Raw genomic sequence first — 19,564 nt, 5'->3', positions numbered from 1 at the left:
ATGGAGCAGACGCGGGGGGAGCGGCCGGTCACCGTCGACAATTCCGACGGCGTCGTGGTCGTCGGGGACGGAAACCAGGTCGTGGTGGGCGTCGCGCCGGCCGTCCGCTCGGGCTACCGGGAACAGCTGCGCCGGATCGCGCCCGCGGAACTGGTGGGCCGCGAGGCGGAGTCGGCGGAACTCGCCGCCTTCTGCCGGACCGGCTCCGGATACGCGTACTGGCGCGCCGACGCCTGGGCCGGCAAGACGGCCCTGATGGCCGCCTTCGCCCTCGCCCCGCCACCCGGTGTACGCCTCGTGCCCTTCTTCGTCACCGCCCGCTGGGGCGCCCAGAACGACGCCGTCGCCTTCGTGGACGTCGTCGTGGAACAGCTCGCCGAGCTGGCCGGCGAGCCGCTGCCCGCCCTGCTCACCCCCGCCACCCGCGAGGCCCACCTGCTGCGGCTGCACCGGGCGGCCCGCCGCGTCTGCGCCGCGCGCGGCGAACGGCTCGTCCTCCTCGTCGACGGCCTCGACGAGGACCGGGGCGTGACCACCGGCGCGGACGCCCACTCCATCGCGGCCCTCCTCCCGCCGGACGGGCACGTGATCGTCTCCGGCCGTCTCCATCCGCCGCTCCCGCCGGACGTCCCCGAGACCCATCCGCTGCGCGACCCGGCGACCGTCCGGCTCCTCGCCCCGTCCCCCGCCGCCCGCGCGATCCGGACCGAGGCCGAGCGCGAGCTCAAGCACCTGCTGACCGCCGACGGACCGCCGCACGAGATCCTCGCCCTGGTCACGGCCGCGGGCGGCGGCCTCACCGCCGACGACCTCGCGGAGCTGACCGGCGAGGTCCCCTACCGCGTACGGGACGTGCTGCGCACCGGCCCCGGCCGGACCTTCGCCCGGCGCGGCGACGCCTTTCTGCTCGCCCACGAGGAACTCGCCGCCCAGGCCCAGGAGATGCTGGGCACCCGCGAACTCGACCGCCGCCGGAACCGGCTGCACGACTGGGCCGGGGAGTGGCGGCGGCGCGGCTGGCCGGAGGGGACACCGGAGTACCTGCTCCGGTCGTACGGCGCGATGCTGCGGACCGCCGGGGACACGGACCGCATGCTGGCGTGCGCGCTGGACGCCGCACGCCACGACCGGATGCGCGCGGCGACGGGCGGGGACGGGACCGCGGCCGCCGAGGTCCGTGCCGCCGCGGAGGCGCTCCTCGCCCTCGGGGACGGGCCGGACCTCGTCCCGTCGATGCTCCGCCTCGCGATGCGCCGGGACGCGCTCGCCCTGCGCACCGGCGCCCTCCCGGCCGAACTCGCCGGCGCCTGGGCCGCCGCGGGCGAGCTGGACCGGGCCCTCGCCCTCGTCGAGGGCGAGAGCCCGCTGCGCACCGTGCGGGTCCTCGCCGCGATCGCGACCCGGCTGCTGGACGCGGGCGACGGGGCCGCCGCGGCGGAGCTCGTCGACCGGGCGGAGCGGCTCGCGCTCGCGCGGGAGAGCGACTTCGAACGGCACCGGGCCGCCGTGCACCTGACCCCGCTGCTCCTCGCGACGGGCGCGCACCGGCGGGCCGAACGGATGGTCCTGGCCATGCCGGAGGGGTTCAGGAACGAGGAACTGACGGCGCTGGTGCGGGCGCTGTGCGCGGCCGGGGAGTTCGCGTCGGCGCTGCGGATCGCCCGTACGGCGCGCGGCGAGGTCGAGCATCCGCTGCGGATGGCGACGGTCACCCTGGTGTGCCGGGCCCTGCTGGCGGCCGGCCGGCCCGCCGAGGCCGAGGAGGCCGTCACCGGAACCCCCGAGGACCCGTGCCGGGCCGCGCTGCTCCTGCACGGCGCGGACGCCCTGCGGGCGGCCGGGTACGCGGAGCGGGCCGACGCCCTGCGGAGGGCCGGACTGGCGGCGGCCGAGGAGACCGACGCGGACGTCTACGCGCTGCACGCGGTGGCCCGGGCCCTCGTCGACGCGGGGGAGTTCGCACGGCTCACGGCCCTCGGGCTGCGGTTCGGCGGCGGCCCCGGCGAGGAGGAGTTCGCCGAGCAGCTGGCCCGTGCGGGGGCCTTCGACCGGGCGCTGGCCGTCCTGGACCGGCTGCCCGACGACATCACCGGCCGAGCGGTCCGCCGCATCCTGGCCGAGGAGCTGATCGGCGCCGGGCGCGGCGCCGAGGCGGAACCGCTGCTGGACGGTCTGCCCCGCCAGGACGCGGCACGGGGCTGGGAGCTGCTGGCCGCCCAGCGGGCCGAGGCCTGCGACTGGCGCGGGCTCAGGCCGCTGCTGCGGAAGCTCGGCCCCCGCGCCCAGGACCGGGTCCTCGGCGGCTACACGCGGGCTCTCGTCCGGCGCGGCGACACGGCCAGGGCCGTCGCCCTGACCCGTACGGGAGGCGCGACGGACGCCGCCATGGCGCTGGCGGTGGCGGACGAACTCCTGGCCCGCGGGGACCGGGCGACCGCCCTGCAGCTGCTTGCCGACGCCGAGCGGCTGCACAGCGCCCCGCCGCGCGGCGGGCTCGTCCGCCGGATCGCCGGCGTCGCCGAGGCGGTCGCCCCACTGGACGGACTGCTCGGCACGGCCCGCGAGCTCCTTGCGGAGGACCTGCTCCGGGGCGCGGACGGCCAGCCCCTCCGCCTGGTCGACGCCCTGCTGGCGGTGGGCGAGACCGACCGGGCGGAGGCCCTCGCCGGGGAGCTGCCGTTCCTGCTGCGCGAGTCCGCGCTCGTCCCCGTGGTGGAGGCCCGGATCGCGGCGGGCGCCCACGACGCGGCGATCCGTGTCGTGGAGGGCTGCTCCGATCTCGTGGACACCGTCCTTCTGGCGGCCCTGCGCGCCCTGGCGGAGGCGGGCGCGTGGCGGCACGCCGCCCGGCTCGCGGCCGACCCGCCCGACCGGGAGCGCGAGGGTCAGGCGGAGGCGCTCGTGGCGCTGGCACTGGCCCGGGCGGGGCGCCCGGAGCAGGCGCTGGACCGGCTGCGGCGGGCGGAGGCCGCGGTCTCCGTGATCTCCCTGCCGGACCTGGTGCGGGCCCAGCTCGCCCTGGGGCGGCGGGCGGACGCGCAGGACGTGGTCCGGGCGACGGCGACCGCGGCGGCGGACCCGGAGGAGGTCGCCGCCGCCGCCCGGGCCCTCGTCCTCACCGGCCGGCCCGACGAGGCCCTCGCCCTGACCGGCTCCCTGGGCCCGGACGAGGCCCCCGAGCTCCAGCTCGGGCTCGCCCGGGACCTGGTCGCGGCCGGTGACCACGACCGGGCCGAGGAGGTCCTGGCCGGGCTGCACGGGCTCGGGCGGAGCTGCGCCGGGGTCCTGGCGGAGCTCGCCGTCGCCCTGCCGGACACGGAGGCGGCCCGGGCCCGCCGCTGCACCGCGCTCGCGCTGCACCTGGGGCACTGGTTCGACGTGCTCCCGGCGGTGCTGCACCGTGCGCCGGAGGTCCTCCCGGAGGTCCTCGCCGAGGGCGCGCGGCTACGCCGAGCGCTGCAGGTCTGAGGCCCTGACCCGCTCCGCGAACGGCTCCCCCCGCGCGTACCGGGCCACCTCCGCCAGGGCGTGGTCGGCCATGCGGTGGAGTTCGTTGCCGAGGGAGCCGGCGACGTGCGGGGTGAGGAGGACGTTGGGGAGCTCGTAGAGCGGGGAGTCCGGCGGCGGGAGCTCGGGGTCGGTCACGTCGAGGACGGCGTGCAGGCGGCCCGAGCGGAGATGGGGCAGCAGGGCGTCCTCGTCGACGAGGGAGCCGCGGGCGGTGTTGACGAGGGTCGCGCCGTCGGGCATCGCGGCGAGCTGGGGCGCGCCGATCATGCGGTACGTGGCCGGGAGCTGCGGCGCGTGGACGGAGACGACCGTGCTGCGCGCGCACAGTTCGTCGAGGCCGACGAGCTCGACGCCGGGCGGCGCGGCCGTCACGTACGGGTCGTGGAGGAGGACCTGGAGGTCGAAGGGGCGGAGCAGGTCGAGGACCCGGCGGCCGATGCGGGAGGCGCCGACGATGCCGACGGTCCGCCGGTAGTTGCCCCAGTCGGCGGACTCGGCGATCCAGGCCTGGTCGGTGCGCAGTTCGGCGTACTGCCGGGCCGAGTGCAGCACCCGCTTCCCGGCGAACAGGATCGCGGCGAGGGTGTACTCGGCGACGGGCAGCGCGTTGGCGGCGGCCGCCGAGGTGACCTGGATGCCGCGGGCCCAGCAGGCGTCGGTGATGTGGTGCTTGACCGAGCCCGCCGCGTGGACGACGGCCCGCAGCCGCGGGGCGCGGTCGAGGACCTCGGGGGTGAGCGGGGTGGCTCCCCAGCAGGTGAGGAGGAGTTCGGCCTCGGCGAGGGCCGCGGCCGCCTCGGGGGAGGGCGCCGTCAGGTCAGGGGCGACCAGCGAGGGGTCGGTGCGCGTGAGCGCGGCCAGCCGGGCGCGGTGGTCCTCGGTGAGGAGGCGTTCGGCGACGCCCGGGCCCATCGCGAGGAGGAGGGCGGGGCGGTTGTCGGTGGTGGGGTGCATCGTGGGTTCTGGCTTCCTCACTTGACGCTGCCGGCGGTCAGACCCGCCTTCCAGTGGCGCTGGAGGGAGACGAAGGCGACGACCAGGGGGACGACGGCCAGCAGGGATCCGGTGACGACGAGGGGGTAGAAGTCGGGTTCGGCGTGGGCGTTGCTGTTCCACGCGTAGAGGCCGAGGCTCAGCGGGAAGAGCTTCTGGTCCGAGAGCATCACCAGGGGGAGGAAGAAGTTGTTCCATATCGCGGTGAACTGGAAGAGGAAGACGGTGACGAAGCCGGGCATCACCATGGGCAGCCCGATGGACCAGAAGGTGCGCAGTTCGCCGGCCCCGTCGATGCGCGCGGCCTCCAGTGCCTCGTCGGGGATGTAGCCGGCGCTGAAGACCCGGGCGAGGTAGACCCCGAAGGGGTTGACGAGGACCGGGACGAGGACGGCCCCGTAGGTGTTGACGACGCCCACCTCGCTGGCGAGCAGGTACATGGGCAGTGCGAGGGCCGTGGTGGGGACGAGCACGCCGAGCAGGACGACGCCGAACAGCTTCTCCTTGCCCGGGAAGTCGTACTTGTCGAAGGCGTATCCGGCGGCGACGCTGACCAGCGAGCAGGCCAGGGCGCCGAGGCCGGCGTAGAGCAGGCTGTTCAGGTACCAGTGGACGTAGATGCCGTCGTTGTAGGCGGCGAGGCGGGACAGGTTGCCGCCGAGGTCGAAGCCCTCGAAGGAGAAGGCGTTTCCGGCGAGGAGTCCGCCGGCGTCCTTGGTGGCGGCGGTCAGCAGCCAGCCGAGGGGGAGGAGCATGTAGACGACGGCGAGGACGAGGGCGCCGTTGACGGCGGTCTTCGACAGCCAGGCGTTCCGGGGGCGGTTGCTCATGCCGTCCGCTCCGTCCTGCGCCCCCGGCGGCCGGTCAGGCGGGTGACGGCGAAGGAGAGCAGTGCCGCCGTGAGGGCGAGCAGCACGGACGCGGCCGCGGCGAGGCCGTAGTCGTTCCGGTCGAACGCGGCGGTGTACGCGTACATGTTGGGTGTCCAGGTCGAGGTGACGGCCGAGCCGGTGCCCTTGTTGAGGATGAGCGGCTCGGTGAACAGCTGCAGCGAGCCGATGACGGTGAACAGGGCGACCATCGCCAGCGAGGCCCTGATCAGCGGGAGTTTGACGGCGAGGGCGGTCCGCCAGGCACCGGCGCCGTCGACGGTGGCGGCCTCCAGGACGGAGCGGTCGATGGCCTGGAGCGCGGCGTAGAAGATCACCATGTTGTAGCCGAGCCATTCCCACAGCGCGATGTTGACGACGGAGGGCAGCGAGCCCTCGGGGGAGAAGAAGTCGAAGCCGATGCCGCCGGCCTCCATGGCCTGGACGACCGGGCTGAGCTGGGGCGTGTAGAGGTAGACCCAGATCAGCGCGGCGATGATGCCGGGGACGGCGTGCGGCAGGAAGAGCGCGAGCTGGAAGAAGCGGCGGGCGCGGGCGAGCGCCGAGTCGAGCAGCAGGGCGAGGCCGAGGGCCCCGGCGAGCAGCAGCGGGATGTAGAGCAGGCAGTAGCCGAGCAGCACGCCGAAGCCCTCGCGGAAGGCCCGGTCACCCAGCGCCGCGGTGTAGTTGCCGAGGCCGCTGAACACGGTCTCGGCGCCGCCGAAGCCGAGTCCCGACTGCTTCTCGGTGAACAGGCTGAGCCAGACCGCGTAGCCGATCGGCACGACCATCACCACGGTGAAGAGCAGGAAGAACGGGGCCAGCAGGGTCGCCGCCGCGCGGGTGCGGGCCTTCACCGGGTCAGCCCTCGACCTTCAGACCGCGCTTGCCGAGTTCGGCGACGGTGGCGTCGTGACCGGCCTTGATCGCGTCGGTGATGCCGGGGCCGCCGCGCGTGATCTTCCCGAAGTGGTCCTTGATGGTGGTGTTGGTGGTGCCGGTGGTCGGGCCCCACGCCCACTTCCCGTCGATGGAGGCGCCGGCCTCCTCGAAGAGGGCGTAGATGTCCTGGCCGCCGTAGTAGCTCGCGTCGAAGACCGACTTGGCGACCGGGCGCAGGGAGGTCGCGGCGGGGAAGGCGCTGGAGGTGCCGGAGGCGATGCGGGCCTTCACGCCGGCCTCGGTGGTCGCCATCCACTCGGCGAACTCGACCGCCGCGGCCTTCTTCTCGCTGTCCCTGGTCACGGCGAAGGAGGTGCCGCCGAGCATGCCGCTGGCGGGGGTGCCCCAGTTCGGCATGGGCGCGACGGCCCACTTGCCGCTCTGTTCGGGCAGGGTGCCCTTGAGGACGCCCGCGCCCCAGGAGGCGCCGAGGTAGCCGATGGTGGTGCCGTTCTTGAGGGAGCCGGTCCACTCGGGGCTGAAGGAGGCGTTCTTGTGGACGAGGTCGGCGTCGAGGAGGCCCTGCCAGTAGGCGGCGACCCTGGTGGTGGCCGGGTCGGTCGTGTCGATCTTCCAGGTGTCGTTCTCGGCCTTGAACCACTGGGCGCCGGCCTGCCAGGCCATGGCCTCGAAGGTGGTGGGGTCGTCGGGGAAGAAGGTGGCGATCCGGGCCCTGGCGTCGGCCTTCCTGACCTGCTCCGCGGCCGACCTGAACTCGTCCCAGGTCCTGGGGACGGGGACCCGGTACTTCGCGAAGAGGTCCTTGCGGTAGTAGAAGGCCTGCGGGGCGGCGTCGAAGGGCACCGCCCAGGTCCTGCCGCCGAGGGTGGTGAGCTCGACGGTCTGGGGCAGGAGCTTCGCCCGGTCCTGCTCGGTGAACTCGCCGCCGATGTCCTGCAGGGCGCCCGAGGAGACGAACTCGGGGAGCGAGGAGTACTCGACGGAGACCAGGTCGGGGGCGTTGCCGGCCTTCACGGCGTTGGAGATCTTGGCGTAGCCGCCGGCGGTGCCGGACGGGATCTCCTCGAACGTCACCCGGATGTCGTCGTGGGAGGCGTTGAAGGCGTCGACCACGTCCTTGGAGCCCTTGGCCCAGCCCCAGAAGGTGATGGTCACGGGCCCGTTCGCGCTGCCCTTGCCCGTGTCGTCACCGCTCCCGCCGCAGGCCGTGAGGAGGGCCAGGGCGGTGGCGGTGCCCGCCATCACGCGGGTGGTTCTGCTCCAGGGGTTCCAACTACGGCTCACGGCACGGCTCCTGACACGGCGGCGCGGACGGGGTTGGCCGTGATCCTGGGGCGCTGCCTGAGCGAAGTCAAGAGCGAAAGATTGATTGATCGAAAAAAGATCAGAACGTGTGCGGAGTGACCGGCTTCCCGTCCGCACCGCACGAGGCCCGGACGCGCAGCCGCGGCAGCAGGCTCAGGTGCCGCCGCGCGGACTCCTCGCCCGCCCCCTCCGTCAGCCGCTCGACCAGCAGCTCCGTGGCGTGCCGGCCCACCTGCCGCTTGGGCGGGGCGACCGCCGTGAGCGGGGTGTCGGCGAGCGCGGCGACCTCGTCGTCGTACGCGATCAGGGCCAGGTCCTCCGGCACCCGCACGCCCAGCTCGGCGAGCCGCTGCACCATCTGGATCGCGTCCACGTCGTTGTGGACCAGTGCCGCGCTCGCGAGCCCCGAGGCCACCGCCTCGTGCAGGGCGCGCACCGCCCCCTCGAAGCCCTCCGGGTCGGTCTCCGCGGGCACGGAGCCGATCACCGGGTGCGGCGCCTCCAGGCCCAGCGTCGCCAGGGCCTCCGCGTACCCCGCGCGCACCGCGAGCGCCGTCGGGCTGTCCCCGCGGGCCACCAGGAGCGGGGTCCCGTGGCCGAGCCCGAGCAGATGGCGCACGGCGAGCAGCACCCCGTGCGCGTGGTCGGAGGACACCCGGTCCAGGCCGTCGAGCGGGGTGCCCGGCGCGGCCCGGCGCTCCAGGAGGACGGCCGGCACCGGCAGTCCGGCCAGCCAGTCCCCGTACGCGGGCAGGTCCTCGGGCCCGCGCCAGCCGGGCGCGACCAGCACGCCCTCGGCGCCGGCCGCGAGCAGGCCCTCGGTGCGGGCCCGGTCCTCCTCGGGCCGGTAGTCGGAGATCCGCAGGATGAGCCGGGCGCCGGCCCGGGCCGCGGCCTCGTGGGCGCCCCGGATGACCTCGGCGAAGTAGTACGTGGCGGAGGGCGCGAGCAGTCCGAGGACCGGGCCGCCGGCCGCGGCGGGCCCGGTGCCCGCTCCCGCGCCGCCTGGCCAGGACACCTGGCCGTGCACCCGGTCGAGCAGGCCCTTCGCGGCCAGCGCCTCGACGTCCCGGCGCGCGGTGACGGGAGAGACCCCGAGCTGTCCGGCCAGGTCGGAGACGCGGGCCGTGCCGCGCTCGCGCACCAGGGCCAGCAGTCGGGCGTGTCGTTCGGCGGCACTCTCGCGCACGGTGCGGTCCCCCTTGCGGTGGTGGTGGTCACCCGACCTTAGTCCAGGCCGAGGCGAAATGATCGAACGGAAGGAGTTTCGATCATTCGCTCCGTCTCCCCTTGACGTCCGATCGAAGCGTCTTCAGGATTCCGGGCGACGCCGACGTCCCCAGCGAGTTCCAGGGAGCATCATGCCCACGCCGCCCGAGAAGCGTGAGCCCGCGGCCGCGGTGCCCGCGCCCCCGGCCCCCGCCGCACCCGCGCCCCCGGCCCCGGCAGCACCCGCCGTGCCCGAGGACCGCGTGCTCAGCCCGCACACCGGATGGACCCGGGCCCACTGGGAGGACGCCGCCGACCGGCTCCTGCACGCCGTCCGCCCCCACGCCTCGCCCCGCGGCGGCCTGATCGACCTCCCCGGACCCCGCCCCAGCGTGTCCGGCCCGCGCTCGGACGGACTGGAGGGCTACGCCCGCACCTTCCTCCTCGCCGGCCTCCTCGGCGACGACGCCCACCTCGCCCGCTACGCCGAAGGACTCGCCGCGGGCACCGAACGCCCCGGGACCGGCGGACCGGAGTCCTGGCCGCTCGCGTCCGGCACCCCCCAGGCCGTCGTCGAGTCCGCCTCCGTCGCCCTCGCCCTGCGCCTCACCCGCACCCGCCTGTGGGACCGGCTCGACGACCGCGTCCGCCAACGGGCCGTCGACTGGCTGCTCCCCGCCCTCGGACCGTCCCCCGTCGACAACAACTGGTGGCTCTTCGGCCTCACCGTCGCCGGCTTCCTCCAGGACGCCGGCATCGAGACCGACCGCGCCGCCGCCACGATCGCGCGCTCCCTCGACCGGATCGAGAAGTGGTGGCTCGGCGAGGGCTGGTACAGCGACGGCGACAACCGTGCCTTCGACCACTACAACGCCTGGGCCCTGCACTTCTACCCCGTGCTGCACGCCCACCTCGCCGGAGACCGCGCCCTCCTCGACCGCTACGGCCGCCGCCTGCGGGAACACCTCGACGACCACGTCCGGCTCTTCGACGCCAACGGCGCCCCGCTCCCCTACGGACGCTCCCTGACCTACCGCTTCGCCGCCGCCGCGGCCCCCTGGCTCGGCGCCCTCACCGGGCACACCCCGCTCACCCCCGGCGCCACCCGCCGGCTCGCCTCCGGCGCCCTGCGGTACTTCCTCGACCGCGGCGCCACCGACGCCCGCGGACGGCTCACCCTCGGCTGGCACGGTCCGTACGAGCCCGTCCTCCAGCCCTACTCGGGCCCCGGCTCCCCGTACTGGGCGGCCAAGGGGTTCCTCGGCCTGCTGCTCCCCGCGGACCACCCCGTGTGGACCGCCACCGAGGAGCCGCTGCCCGCCGAACGCGCCGACGCCGTCCGGCCCCTCGGGCCCACCGGACTGCTCGTCCAGAGCACCGTCGCCGACGGACTCGTCCGCCTCCACAACCACGGCAGCAACCACGCCGGCGCGGACGACGACCCCGGCTACGCCCGGTTCGCCTGGTCCACCCGTACGGGGCCCACCACCGCCCCCGACCCGGCCGACAACCACTTCGCGCTGCTCCGCCCCGACGGCACCGCGACCGTCCGCGGCCCCGTCGGCCCGCTGGGCACCGGTCCCGGCCGGGCGGTCTCCCGCCACACCCCGCTGCCCGGCGTCCGCGTCCTGTCCGCGACCCTCGCCCACGGCCGCGCCGAGGTCCGCGCCCACCTCGTGCTCGGTGCTCCGGAGGGGACCCCGGTGCGGCAGACCGGCTGGGCCACGCACACCGGCGGCCCCGTCTCCCAGCTGCACCCCGTCCACGGCTACGGCCCCGGGGTGACCGAACTGCCCACCGGGGCGACCCTCCAGGGTCCCGGTCCCACCCGCACCCCCGCCGTGCACGGCCGCACGAGCGGCGGCGAGACGCTCTTCGTCGCCCTCGTCTCCCTCACCGCCGAGCCCGCCCCCGGCCCCGTCGCCGCCCTCGCGACCGTCCGGGTCACCGGCCCCCGCACGCTCCGCGTGACCTGGCGGGACGGCTCCACCGCTCGTCTCGCCTACGACGACGTCGACCACCCTCCGGACCCCGTGAGCCCGGCATGATCCGAGAGGACAGGACCTAGCGTCCCCCGTCGCCGCGCCGTCCGCGTCCGGTGAGGGAGGCGACCAGGGCGGAGACGGCGAAGGCCCCCGCGAAACCTCCCACGGCGACCGTGCCCACGCCGATCACGTAGAGACCGCTGGCGTCGTCCGACCAGTCGGCGAAGGCGGCGACGGTCAGCCCGGTCGCGGTGCCCGACGCGGCGGCCATGACGTGGCGCCGGGACGCCGCCCAGCACACCGGCACCAGCAGCGTCAGGACGAGACCGACGACCTGCCAGGCCTCGTACGGGCCGGTCTCCGAGCCGTCCGGGTGGACGTCACGGTGCTGGTCCCAGCCCAGCCACGCGAGCCAGGCCGCGGCCGACACGGCAGCGGTCAGCAGGAGGGGAACGGGTCTCAGGGGCTTCATGTCCATGCCCCGAGTCTCCTGCCGCGCCCGGTGCCCGGGCAGAGCGCCCGTACTCAACCCCCGCTGAGTAGCGGTTCTTCCGGGCACCGGCCCCGTACGGGACCTACTTAGGGCCGTACTTGCGGCCGGCCTTCGACGACACCCCGCCGAGCAGACCGCGCGGGGCCAGCTTCACCACACCCATGAGCGCCTTGTAGCGGGGATCGGGGACGGACAGCGTCCGGCCCCGGGACAGGTCGGCGAGCGCCGCCGTCACCAGCTTGTCCGCGTCCAGCCACATCCAGCCCGGGATGTTGTCCGTCCCCATGCCCGCCCGCTGGTGGAACTCGGTCCGTACGAAGCCTGGGCACAGCGCCATCAGGCGCACCCCGCTGCCCGCCAGGTCCCGGGCGGCGCCCTGGGTGAACTGCACCACCCAGGACTTCGAGGCCCCGTAGGTCCCGCGCGGCACGAACGCGGCCACCGAGGCGACGTTCACCACCCCGCCCCGGCCGCGCGACCGCATCGCCCCGGCGGCCGCGGAGGTCAGCCGCAGCACGGCCTCGCAGTGCACCTTCAGCATCCGCAGCTCGTCGTCCATCGACACCTCGAGGAAGCGGCCCTTGTTGCCGAACCCGGCGTTGTTCACCAGGAGATCGACCGGGCGCCGCTCGTCGGAGAGCCGCGCCTCGACGGCCGCGATGCCCTCTTCCTCCGCCAGGTCCGCCGCCAGCACCTCGGCCTCGATCCCGTGCCGGTCGTGCAGCTCGGTGGCCTGCTCCCGGAGCCGCTTCACGTCGCGTGCCACGAGCACCACGTCATGTCCGTCCGCGGCGAGCCGCCGCGCGAAGGCGGCGCCGATGCCGGCGGTCGCACCCGTAATCAATGCAGTCGTCATACGCGGCACGTTAGCCCGCGCCGTGTGAACGACGTGTGTGCGAAGGCGCCCGGCCGCGGACGGCGACGGCCTACCGCCCCCGCTCCGCCCCGCCCGGCCGCCCGCCCTCCGTCCCGTACTTCGCCGCGTAGGTGCGGGCGAGTCCCAGGAGGCCCGACTCCATCCACTCGGCCGCCACCAGGGTCTCCGGCAGCAGCGAGCGGTCGGCGGTCACGGCGTGGTGCAGCCGGGCGACGCTGATCTCGTGGGCGGGCCGGTGGACGACCTCGATGCGGTCGCCGGCCCGGACCTCGCCGGGGACGACCACCCGGAGCAGCGCGCCCGGTCCGGCCGCCGAGGCGTTGAAGCGGCGCACCCAGCCGGCCTCCTCGACGAAGCCCGCGAAGGTACGGCACGGGATGCGGCCGCCGGTCACCTCCAGGACGACCCCGTCGCCGATCCGCCAGCGCTCGCCGATCAGGGCGTTGTTGACGTCCAGGCCCCGGGTGGTGAGGTTCTCGCCGAAGGAGCCGGGGGAGAAGGAGCGGCCGAGCTCGGCCTCCCAGGAGTCCAGGTCCTCGCGGGCGAAGGCGTAGACGGCCCGGTCCGGGCCCCCGTGGAAGCGCAGGTCGCAGACGGCGTCCCCGGCGACCCCGCTCGCTCCGCCGGGGACGGGCGCGGCGACGCGCACGGGTCCGTCGACGGGGCGCTTGTCGATCCCCGTCCGCCCCGAGGGGGCGTTCGTGTAGTCCACCGGGCGGTCCTGTCCGACGTTCACGCTCAAGAGCTCCATGGACGCACCCTAGGACGGGCCCGGTGGATCATGCCCGTGACCTGGGAGGGCACCCGGACGGCCCTCAAAGTTCAGCTACAGAATTCGCGCGCCCACCCAAGGTCCGCTTATGCTCGAAACATGATCGAGGCCCGCCATCTCCGTGTCCTGCGCGCTGTCGCCGCGACCGGCTCCTTCTCCGCCGCCGCACGGGAACTCGGCTGCACCCAGCCCGCGGTGAGTCAGCAGATGAAGGCGCTCGAAGCCTCCGCCGGCACCCCGCTGCTCGTCCGCACCGGACGCGAGATGCGCCTCACGCAGGCGGGCGAGGCCCTGGTCCGGCACGCCTCCGGCATCCTCGCCGGGCTCACCGCCGCGGAGGAGGAGGTCGCCGCCATCGCGGGCCTGCGGGCCGGCCGGGTCCGGCTGGTCTCCTTCCCCAGCGGCAGTTCCACGCTGGTGCCCACCGCGCTCGCCGCCCTGCGCGCCGCCCACCCCGGCACCCGGGTCTCGCTCGTCGAGGCCGAGCCGCCGCGCTCGGTGGAGATGCTCCGCGAGGGCGACTGCGACGTGGCCCTCGCCTTCCGCTACGGAGCGAGCCCCGACGCCTGGGACGACCTCGTGGTCCGGCCGCTCCTCGCCGACCGGCTCGTCGGGCTCGTCCCCGAGGGGCACCGGCTCGCCGGGGCGGAGTCCGTCACGATCGGCGAGCTCGCCGAGGACCCCTGGATCGCGGGCTGTCCGCGCTGCCGCCGCCAGTTGGTGGACGTCTGCGAGAAGGCGGGCTTCACGCCGCGGATCGACTTCGCCACCGACGACTACCCGGCCGTGGTGGGCCTGGTGGGCGCGGGGCTGGGCGTGGCGGTGCTGCCGGAGCTCGCGATCGAGTCCGTACGCCCGAAGGGAGCCGTCACCGTGACGGTGGAGCCCGCCGAGGAGCGCGAGATCGTGGCGCTGACCCTTCCGGACCTGGCCCAGGTCCCCGCCGTCGCCGCCACCCTCGACGAGCTGGCCCGCGCCGCCGCGCGCGGCACGAACCCCGCGGGGACACGGGTGTAGGGCCGTCGGAGTGACGCGCCGGTGCGGCCGTACGAGTGGTCCGCCCACCGGCCGTACGGGTGGATTGCGGGTCCCGTACGGCCCAGCGCGCAGGGCCGTCGGAGTGACCCGCGCGGGGCCGTCCGGGTGGCCGGCCCGGGGCCGGCCGGGTGACGGCGTGTGGGCCGTCGGAGTGGGCGCCGTGCGTCCGTCCGTGCGCCTCGCGGTGTCCGCCGCTCCGCCGCGCGGGTGAAGCGGGCGGCGCGGATCGGGGCCGTCCGGGCGCCCGGGGTCGGGCCGTCCGGGTGAGGACCGTCCGGCATCCGGGGTCCGCGCCCTCGCATGCCGGGGCCGCGCTCCGTACGCCCCCGGGCCGCGTGCGGCGCGGGGACCGGGCCCGTGGTGCCACTCCGCCGGTCAGCGGAGCAGAAACGTTCCTTCAGGCGTGGGCCACGCCTGCCGAGCTCGATGCCGACGCCCGTGCCGCGGCGGCCGTGGCCGCCGTCGTGGCCGTCGTCGCGACCAGGCGGTTGCGCGCCCGGCCCATGAGTTCCTCGCGTTCGTCCTCGGTGAGGCCGCCCCAGACGCCGTAGGGCTCACGCACGGCGAGCGCGTGTGCCGCGCACTCCGCGCGTACCGGGCACCGCATGCAGACCTCTTTCGCCGAGTTCTCGCGCGCACTCCGTGCCGCGCCGCGCTCTCCCTCGGGGTGGAAGAACAGGGAACTGTCGACTCCGCGGCAGGCCGCGAGGAGCTGCCAGTCCCACAGATCGGCGTTGGGTCCGGGAAGGCGGGAGAAATCTGCCATTGCGCTAGTCCCCTTGAAACCGTTTCGAACGGATTTTTGGTGGGCGGGTGGATGGCTGATCGTCGGGAGCCCTTCGCCCCCGTGGGGCTCGGGTACCCGCTCTCGCGGGTTCGACCCGACCGTACAACTACTGACTGAGTAGATGTAAATATGACTCATTGCGAATCTAGCCACAGACACCGCGAAAAGGGAAGAAAACCCGCTAAATGGGGCATAGCTTCGAGGCGAAGGACGGATGACCTGCGACGCTCTCCTCCGCTTACGGGCCCTCACGTAGAGTGCCGAAGGCGGCCGTCCGACCCGTAACTCTTTCGAGTGACCGTCGTTGAGAGTGCGGAGGCGGTTGAAGGAACAAGCGCTCGGGCAGGTGTCCGAGGGCGTCAACCGCACAGGTGACGATACGTACCAGCCCTGGAGGCTCAAGGTGACGCGCATCAGCTGCGAGAGCCGCGGAGGTCAGTCGTGACATCCGTGCTCGTCTGCGACGACTCCCCGCTTGCCCGAGAGGCGCTTCGCCGGGCGGTCGCGACCGTGCCCGGCGTCGAGCGCGTGACGACCGCGGCCAACGGCGAGGAAGTCCTCCGCCGCTGGGGTGCGGACCGCTCGGACCTGATTCTGATGGACGTGCGCATGCCCGGCCTGGGCGGCGTGGAGACCGTCCGCCGGCTGCTGTCCGCGGACCCCGGCGCCCGCATCATCATGCTCACCGTCGCCGAGGACCTGGACGGCGTCGCGCTCGCGGTCGCCGCCGGTGCCCGTGGCTATCTGCACAAGGACGCCTCGCGCGCCGAGCTGCGGGCCACCGTCACGCAGGCGCTCGCCGACCCGACCTGGCGGCTCGCCCCGCGCCGGCTGCGCTCGGCCGAGATGGGCGCGGCCCCCACCCTCACCGCCCGCGAGATCCAGGTCCTGGAGGGCATGAGCCACGGCCGGTCCAACGCGGAGATCGGGCGCGAGCTCTTCCTCTCGGAGGACACGGTCAAGACCCACGCCCGGCGTCTCTTCAAGAAGCTGGGTGCCTCCGACCGGGCGCATGCCGTCGCCCTCGGATTCCGCTGGGGCCTGGTCCGCTGACCTGCGGCCGCCGGGCGTATCCCCGTCCGCCGCGGGGCGGACGGGGTGGGCTTGTGTCACTTCCCCGCGGAATGCCGCATCCTTGAAGGCGTGGAGTTCCTCGGGGACGAGACGAGCGAGCCGGCGGAAGACAAGCTGAAGGGGAGGGCGCAGGAGATGAGTCCCGGCGCACCTGCTCATAACGCTTCGGTGCACAACTACGGACGCGGTGCCGCGAACGACGCGGCGCCGGGGCACCATGGAGCGATGCGCGACGACGAGACCGTGGGGTCGCCCGTGCCTCCCGGGCAGGGGGAGATCGGTGCCCTCGTTCGCCGTGCCGTCGAGGGGGACGGGCAGGCCACGCACGACCTCCTGGCGCGCGTGCATCCCCTCGCCCTGCGCTATTGCCGTACGCGGCTGAACAGGCTGCCCGGCGACGCCCGGCACTTCGTGGAGGACCTCGCCCAGGAGGTCTGCGTGGCCGTCCTCATGGCGCTGCCCCGCTACAAGGACACCGGCAGGCCCTTCGAGGCCTTCGTCTTCGCCATCGCCGGCCACAAGGTCGCCGACCTGCAGCGGGCCGCCATGCGGCACCCCGGGTCCACGGCCGTGCCCTCCGACGAGATGCCCGAGCGGCCCGACGACTCCCTCGGCCCCGAGGAGCGCGCGCTGCTCAGCGACGACGCCGAATGGGCCAAGAGGCTGCTCGCCAACCTCCCGGAGAACCAGCGCGAACTCCTCGTCCTGCGGGTGGCCGTCGGGCTGACCGCCGAGGAGACCGGGCAGATGCTCGGCATGTCCCCGGGCGCCGTCCGGGTGGCGCAGCACCGCGCGCTCAGCCGGCTGCGGGCGCTGGCCGAGCAGTAAGGGTTGTGCGGGGTTTGTGTCCCTCACGTACACGTAGGATTGTCCAAAGCTTCCCGCTGATCTTGCTCGTGGAATGAGACACGGCTGCGGCCCGTTAGCATGGACATCCGCACCGATCAAGGCCATTGGGGAAGGTGTCATGACCAACGTCGACGGAGTGCCCGAGAAGTTCGCGACACTCGGGCTGACCTACGACGATGTGCTGTTGCTGCCGGGTGCCTCAGAGGTCCTCCCGAACGCGGTCGACACCTCGTCCCGCATCTCCCGGAACGTGCGGGTGAACATCCCGCTGCTGTCGGCGGCGATGGACAAGGTCACCGAGTCCCGCATGGCGATCGCCATGGCCCGTCTGGGCGGCGTCGGCGTCCTCCACCGGAACCTCTCCGTCGAGGACCAGGTGAACCAGGTCGACCTGGTGAAGCGCTCCGAGTCCGGCATGGTCACCGACCCGATCACGGTGCACCCGGACGCGACGCTCGCCGAGGCGGACGCGCTGTGCGCCAAGTTCCGCATCAGCGGCGTCCCGGTCACCGACCCGGCCGGCAAGCTCCTCGGCATCGTGACCAACCGCGACATGGCCTTCGAGACCGACCGCAGCCGTCAGGTCCGCGAGGTCATGACGCCGATGCCGCTGGTCACCGGCAAGGTCGGCATCTCCGGCGTGGACGCCATGGAGCTGCTGCGCCGCCACAAGATCGAGAAGCTGCCCCTGGTCGACGACAAGGGCGTCCTCAAGGGCCTCATCACGGTCAAGGACTTCGTCAAGGCGGAGAAGTACCCGAACGCCGCCAAGGACGCCGAGGGCCGCCTGCTCGTCGGCGCGGCCGTCGGTGCCAGCCCCGAGGCCCTGGAGCGCGCCCAGGCGCTCGCCGCGGCCGGCGCGGACTTCCTCATCGTCGACACCTCCCACGGGCACAACAGCAACGCCCTGAGCTGGATGGCGAAGATCAAGTCGAGCGTGAACGTCGACGTGATCGGCGGCAACGTCGCCACGCGTGACGGCGCGCAGGCGATGATCGACGCCGGTGTCGACGGCATCAAGGTCGGTGTGGGCCCCGGCTCCATCTGCACCACCCGTGTGGTCGCGGGCATCGGCGTCCCGCAGGTCACCGCCATCTACGAGGCCTCGCTCGCCGCCCGCGCCGCCGGCGTCCCGCTGATCGGCGACGGTGGTCTGCAGTACTCCGGCGACATCGGCAAGGCGCTCGCCGCCGGTGCCGACACCGTGATGCTCGGCAGCCTCCTCGCGGGCTGTGAGGAGTCGCCCGGCGAGCTGCTCTTCATCAACGGCAAGCAGTTCAAGTCGTACCGCGGCATGGGCTCGCTCGGCGCCATGCAGTCCCGTGGCCAGGGCCGGTCGTACTCGAAGGACCGCTACTTCCAGGCCGACGTCGCCTCCGACGACAAGCTCGTGCCCGAGGGCGTCGAGGGCCAGGTGCCCTACCGCGGCCCGCTGGCCAACGTGCTCCACCAGCTCGTCGGCGGTCTGCGCCAGACCATGGGCTACGTGGGCGCCGCCACCATCGAGGAGATGGAGTCCAAGGGCCGCTTCGTCCGGATCACGGCCGCGGGGCTCAAGGAGAGCCACCCGCACGACATCCAGATGACGGTCGAAGCGCCGAACTACAGCAGGACGAAGTAAGGCTCGACCGGCCCACCGGCATGGAGGGGGCGGTTCCGGCATGTGGCCGGAACCGCCCCTTCGGCGCGTGTCGGGGATACTGGTAGGCGCAGACACAGAGGGAAAGGCCACACAACGTGACTGAGATCGAGATCGGGCGCGGCAAGCGCGGCCGCAGGGCGTACGCGTTCGACGACATCGCCGTCGTACCGAGCCGGCGCACCCGGGACCCGAAGGAGGTCTCGATCGCCTGGCAGATCGACGCCTACCGCTTCGAGCTGCCCTTCCTGGCCGCCCCGATGGACTCGGTCGTCTCGCCGCAGACCGCCATCCGCATCGGCGAGCTCGGCGGCCTGGGCGTGCTGAACCTCGAAGGCCTGTGGACCCGTTACGAGGACCCGCAGCCGCTGCTCGACGAGATCGCCGAGCTGGACGAGGCCGCCGCGACCCGCCGTCTGCAGGAGATCTACGCAGCGCCGATCAAGGAGGAGCTGATCGGGCAGCGCATCAAGGAGGTGCGCGACTCGGGCGTGGTCACCGCCGCCGCGCTCTCCCCGCAGCGCACCGCCCAGTTCTCCAAGGCCGTGGTCGACGCCGGCGTGGACATCTTCGTCATCCGCGGCACGACCGTCTCCGCCGAGCACGTCTCCGGCGCCGCCGAGCCGCTGAACCTGAAGCAGTTCATCTACGAGCTCGACGTCCCGGTCATCGTCGGCGGCTGCGCCACCTACACGGCGGCCCTGCACCTGATGCGCACCGGCGCCGCGGGCGTCCTGGTCGGCTTCGGGGGCGGCGCCGCCCACACGACCCGCAACGTGCTCGGCATCCAGGTCCCGATGGCCACCGCCGTCGCCGACGTGGCCGCCGCCCGCCGCGACTACATGGACGAGTCCGGCGGCCGCTACGTGCACGTCATCGCCGACGGCGGCGTGGGCTGGTCCGGCGACCTGCCGAAGGCCGTCGCGTGCGGTGCCGACGCCGTCATGGTGGGCTCGCCGCTGGCCCGTGCCACGGACGCTCCCGGCAAGGGCCACCACTGGGGCATGGAGGCCGTCCACGAGGACGTGCCGCGCGGCAAGCTGGTCGACCTGGGCATCGTCGGTACCACCGAGGAGATCCTCACCGGTCCGTCGCACACGCCCGACGGCTCGATGAACTTCTTCGGCGCCCTGCGCCGCGCGATGGCCACCACCGGCTACAGCGAGCTCAAGGAGTTCCAGCGCGTGGAGGTCACGGTCGCGGACGCGCAGCACAAGCGCTGACCCGCTCCCGTACGCCCGAGGGGCCCCGCACCACCCGG

At 74.0% G+C, this 19,564-nt stretch carries 16 protein-coding genes; 7 read left to right on the top strand and 9 right to left on the bottom strand.

The genetic code is table 11. The annotated features are described in order from the left end of the window. On the top strand, positions 1-3,468 hold the full coding sequence (locus tag ACGF1Z_RS17255; RefSeq protein WP_393004724.1) for a hypothetical protein: 3,468 nt from the start codon (positions 1-3) through the stop codon (positions 3,466-3,468). Here ACGF1Z_RS17255 and ACGF1Z_RS17250 read toward each other — a convergent pair. From ACGF1Z_RS17250 to ACGF1Z_RS17230, 5 genes are all read right to left on the bottom strand, one after another. Next, the gene (locus tag ACGF1Z_RS17250) at positions 3,445-4,464 is read right to left on the bottom strand and encodes a hydroxyacid dehydrogenase (RefSeq protein ID WP_393004722.1); all 1,020 of its coding nucleotides are present in this window, start codon (positions 4,462-4,464) and stop codon (positions 3,445-3,447) included. The two genes, ACGF1Z_RS17255 and ACGF1Z_RS17250, sit on opposite strands and share 24 nt — an antisense overlap. 17 nt (positions 4,465-4,481) lie before the next feature. Continuing rightward, a complete protein-coding gene (locus tag ACGF1Z_RS17245) occupies positions 4,482-5,333 on the bottom strand; it encodes a carbohydrate ABC transporter permease (RefSeq protein WP_393004720.1) in 852 nt (283 codons plus the stop codon). Next, a complete protein-coding gene (locus tag ACGF1Z_RS17240; RefSeq protein ID WP_393004718.1) occupies positions 5,330-6,229 on the bottom strand; it encodes a carbohydrate ABC transporter permease in 900 nt (299 codons plus the stop codon). Before ACGF1Z_RS17240 ends, ACGF1Z_RS17245 begins: the two co-directional genes overlap by 4 nt. Before the next feature lie 4 nt (positions 6,230-6,233). Beyond that, positions 6,234-7,517, bottom strand: a complete 1,284-nt coding sequence (locus ACGF1Z_RS17235) for an ABC transporter substrate-binding protein (protein ID WP_393005638.1) — start codon at positions 7,515-7,517, stop codon at positions 6,234-6,236. A gap of 142 nt (positions 7,518-7,659) precedes the next feature. Beyond that, positions 7,660-8,769 carry a substrate-binding domain-containing protein gene (locus tag ACGF1Z_RS17230; RefSeq protein WP_393004716.1) on the bottom strand — a complete coding sequence of 370 codons (1,110 nt, stop codon included), beginning with the start codon at positions 8,767-8,769 and terminating at the stop codon, positions 7,660-7,662. 172 nt (positions 8,770-8,941) lie between these two features. On the opposite strand from ACGF1Z_RS17230, the gene ACGF1Z_RS17225 reads away from it, so the two are divergent. Further along, the gene (locus ACGF1Z_RS17225; RefSeq protein WP_393004714.1) at positions 8,942-10,837 is read left to right on the top strand and encodes a DUF2264 domain-containing protein; all 1,896 of its coding nucleotides are present in this window, start codon (positions 8,942-8,944) and stop codon (positions 10,835-10,837) included. A 16-nt stretch (positions 10,838-10,853) separates the two neighbouring features. On the opposite strand, the gene ACGF1Z_RS17220 is transcribed toward ACGF1Z_RS17225, so the two are convergent. The 3 genes from ACGF1Z_RS17220 to ACGF1Z_RS17210 all read right to left on the bottom strand — a co-directional run bounded on the left by ACGF1Z_RS17220 (position 10,854) and on the right by ACGF1Z_RS17210 (position 12,895). Continuing rightward, positions 10,854-11,252 (bottom strand): hypothetical protein, encoded by a 399-nt coding sequence (locus tag ACGF1Z_RS17220; RefSeq protein WP_393004712.1) that lies wholly within the window; start codon positions 11,250-11,252, stop codon positions 10,854-10,856. Between the two features lie 97 nt (positions 11,253-11,349). Beyond that, positions 11,350-12,123: an SDR family NAD(P)-dependent oxidoreductase gene (locus ACGF1Z_RS17215; RefSeq protein ID WP_393004710.1), complete on the bottom strand. Its 774-nt coding sequence runs from the start codon at positions 12,121-12,123 to the stop codon at positions 11,350-11,352. Positions 12,124-12,193: 70 nt separating this feature from the next. Continuing rightward, complete coding sequence (locus ACGF1Z_RS17210; RefSeq protein ID WP_393004708.1) at positions 12,194-12,895, bottom strand: MOSC domain-containing protein; 702 nt, start codon at positions 12,893-12,895, stop codon at positions 12,194-12,196. 120 nt (positions 12,896-13,015) lie between these two features. Between ACGF1Z_RS17210 and ACGF1Z_RS17205 the strand changes: the two genes are divergently transcribed. Beyond that, positions 13,016-13,933 (top strand): LysR family transcriptional regulator, encoded by a 918-nt coding sequence (locus ACGF1Z_RS17205; RefSeq protein WP_393004706.1) that lies wholly within the window; start codon positions 13,016-13,018, stop codon positions 13,931-13,933. 418 nt (positions 13,934-14,351) lie between these two features. Here the strand turns inward: ACGF1Z_RS17205 and ACGF1Z_RS17200 are convergent, their stop codons facing one another. Next, positions 14,352-14,720, bottom strand: a complete 369-nt coding sequence (locus ACGF1Z_RS17200) for a WhiB family transcriptional regulator (protein WP_393004704.1) — start codon at positions 14,718-14,720, stop codon at positions 14,352-14,354. Between the two features lie 462 nt (positions 14,721-15,182). On the opposite strand from ACGF1Z_RS17200, the gene ACGF1Z_RS17195 reads away from it, so the two are divergent. The 4 genes from ACGF1Z_RS17195 to ACGF1Z_RS17180 all read left to right on the top strand — a co-directional run bounded on the left by ACGF1Z_RS17195 (position 15,183) and on the right by ACGF1Z_RS17180 (position 19,526). After that, the gene (locus tag ACGF1Z_RS17195; RefSeq protein ID WP_003948568.1) at positions 15,183-15,794 is read left to right on the top strand and encodes a response regulator transcription factor; all 612 of its coding nucleotides are present in this window, start codon (positions 15,183-15,185) and stop codon (positions 15,792-15,794) included. A gap of 246 nt (positions 15,795-16,040) precedes the next feature. Continuing rightward, the gene (locus ACGF1Z_RS17190; protein ID WP_393005636.1) at positions 16,041-16,643 is read left to right on the top strand and encodes a sigma-70 family RNA polymerase sigma factor; all 603 of its coding nucleotides are present in this window, start codon (positions 16,041-16,043) and stop codon (positions 16,641-16,643) included. A gap of 139 nt (positions 16,644-16,782) precedes the next feature. After that, the gene (gene guaB, locus ACGF1Z_RS17185; protein WP_393004702.1) at positions 16,783-18,285 is read left to right on the top strand and encodes an IMP dehydrogenase; all 1,503 of its coding nucleotides are present in this window, start codon (positions 16,783-16,785) and stop codon (positions 18,283-18,285) included. Positions 18,286-18,401: 116 nt separating this feature from the next. Beyond that, on the top strand, positions 18,402-19,526 hold the full coding sequence (locus tag ACGF1Z_RS17180; protein ID WP_393004700.1) for a GuaB3 family IMP dehydrogenase-related protein: 1,125 nt from the start codon (positions 18,402-18,404) through the stop codon (positions 19,524-19,526). Positions 19,527-19,564: the final 38 nt, after the last annotated feature.

This window comes from Streptomyces sp. NPDC048018 (genome assembly GCF_043202995.1).
Lineage (GTDB): Bacteria > Actinomycetota > Actinomycetes > Streptomycetales > Streptomycetaceae > Streptomyces.
This window is presented reverse-complemented; position numbering and strand designations above follow the sequence as displayed.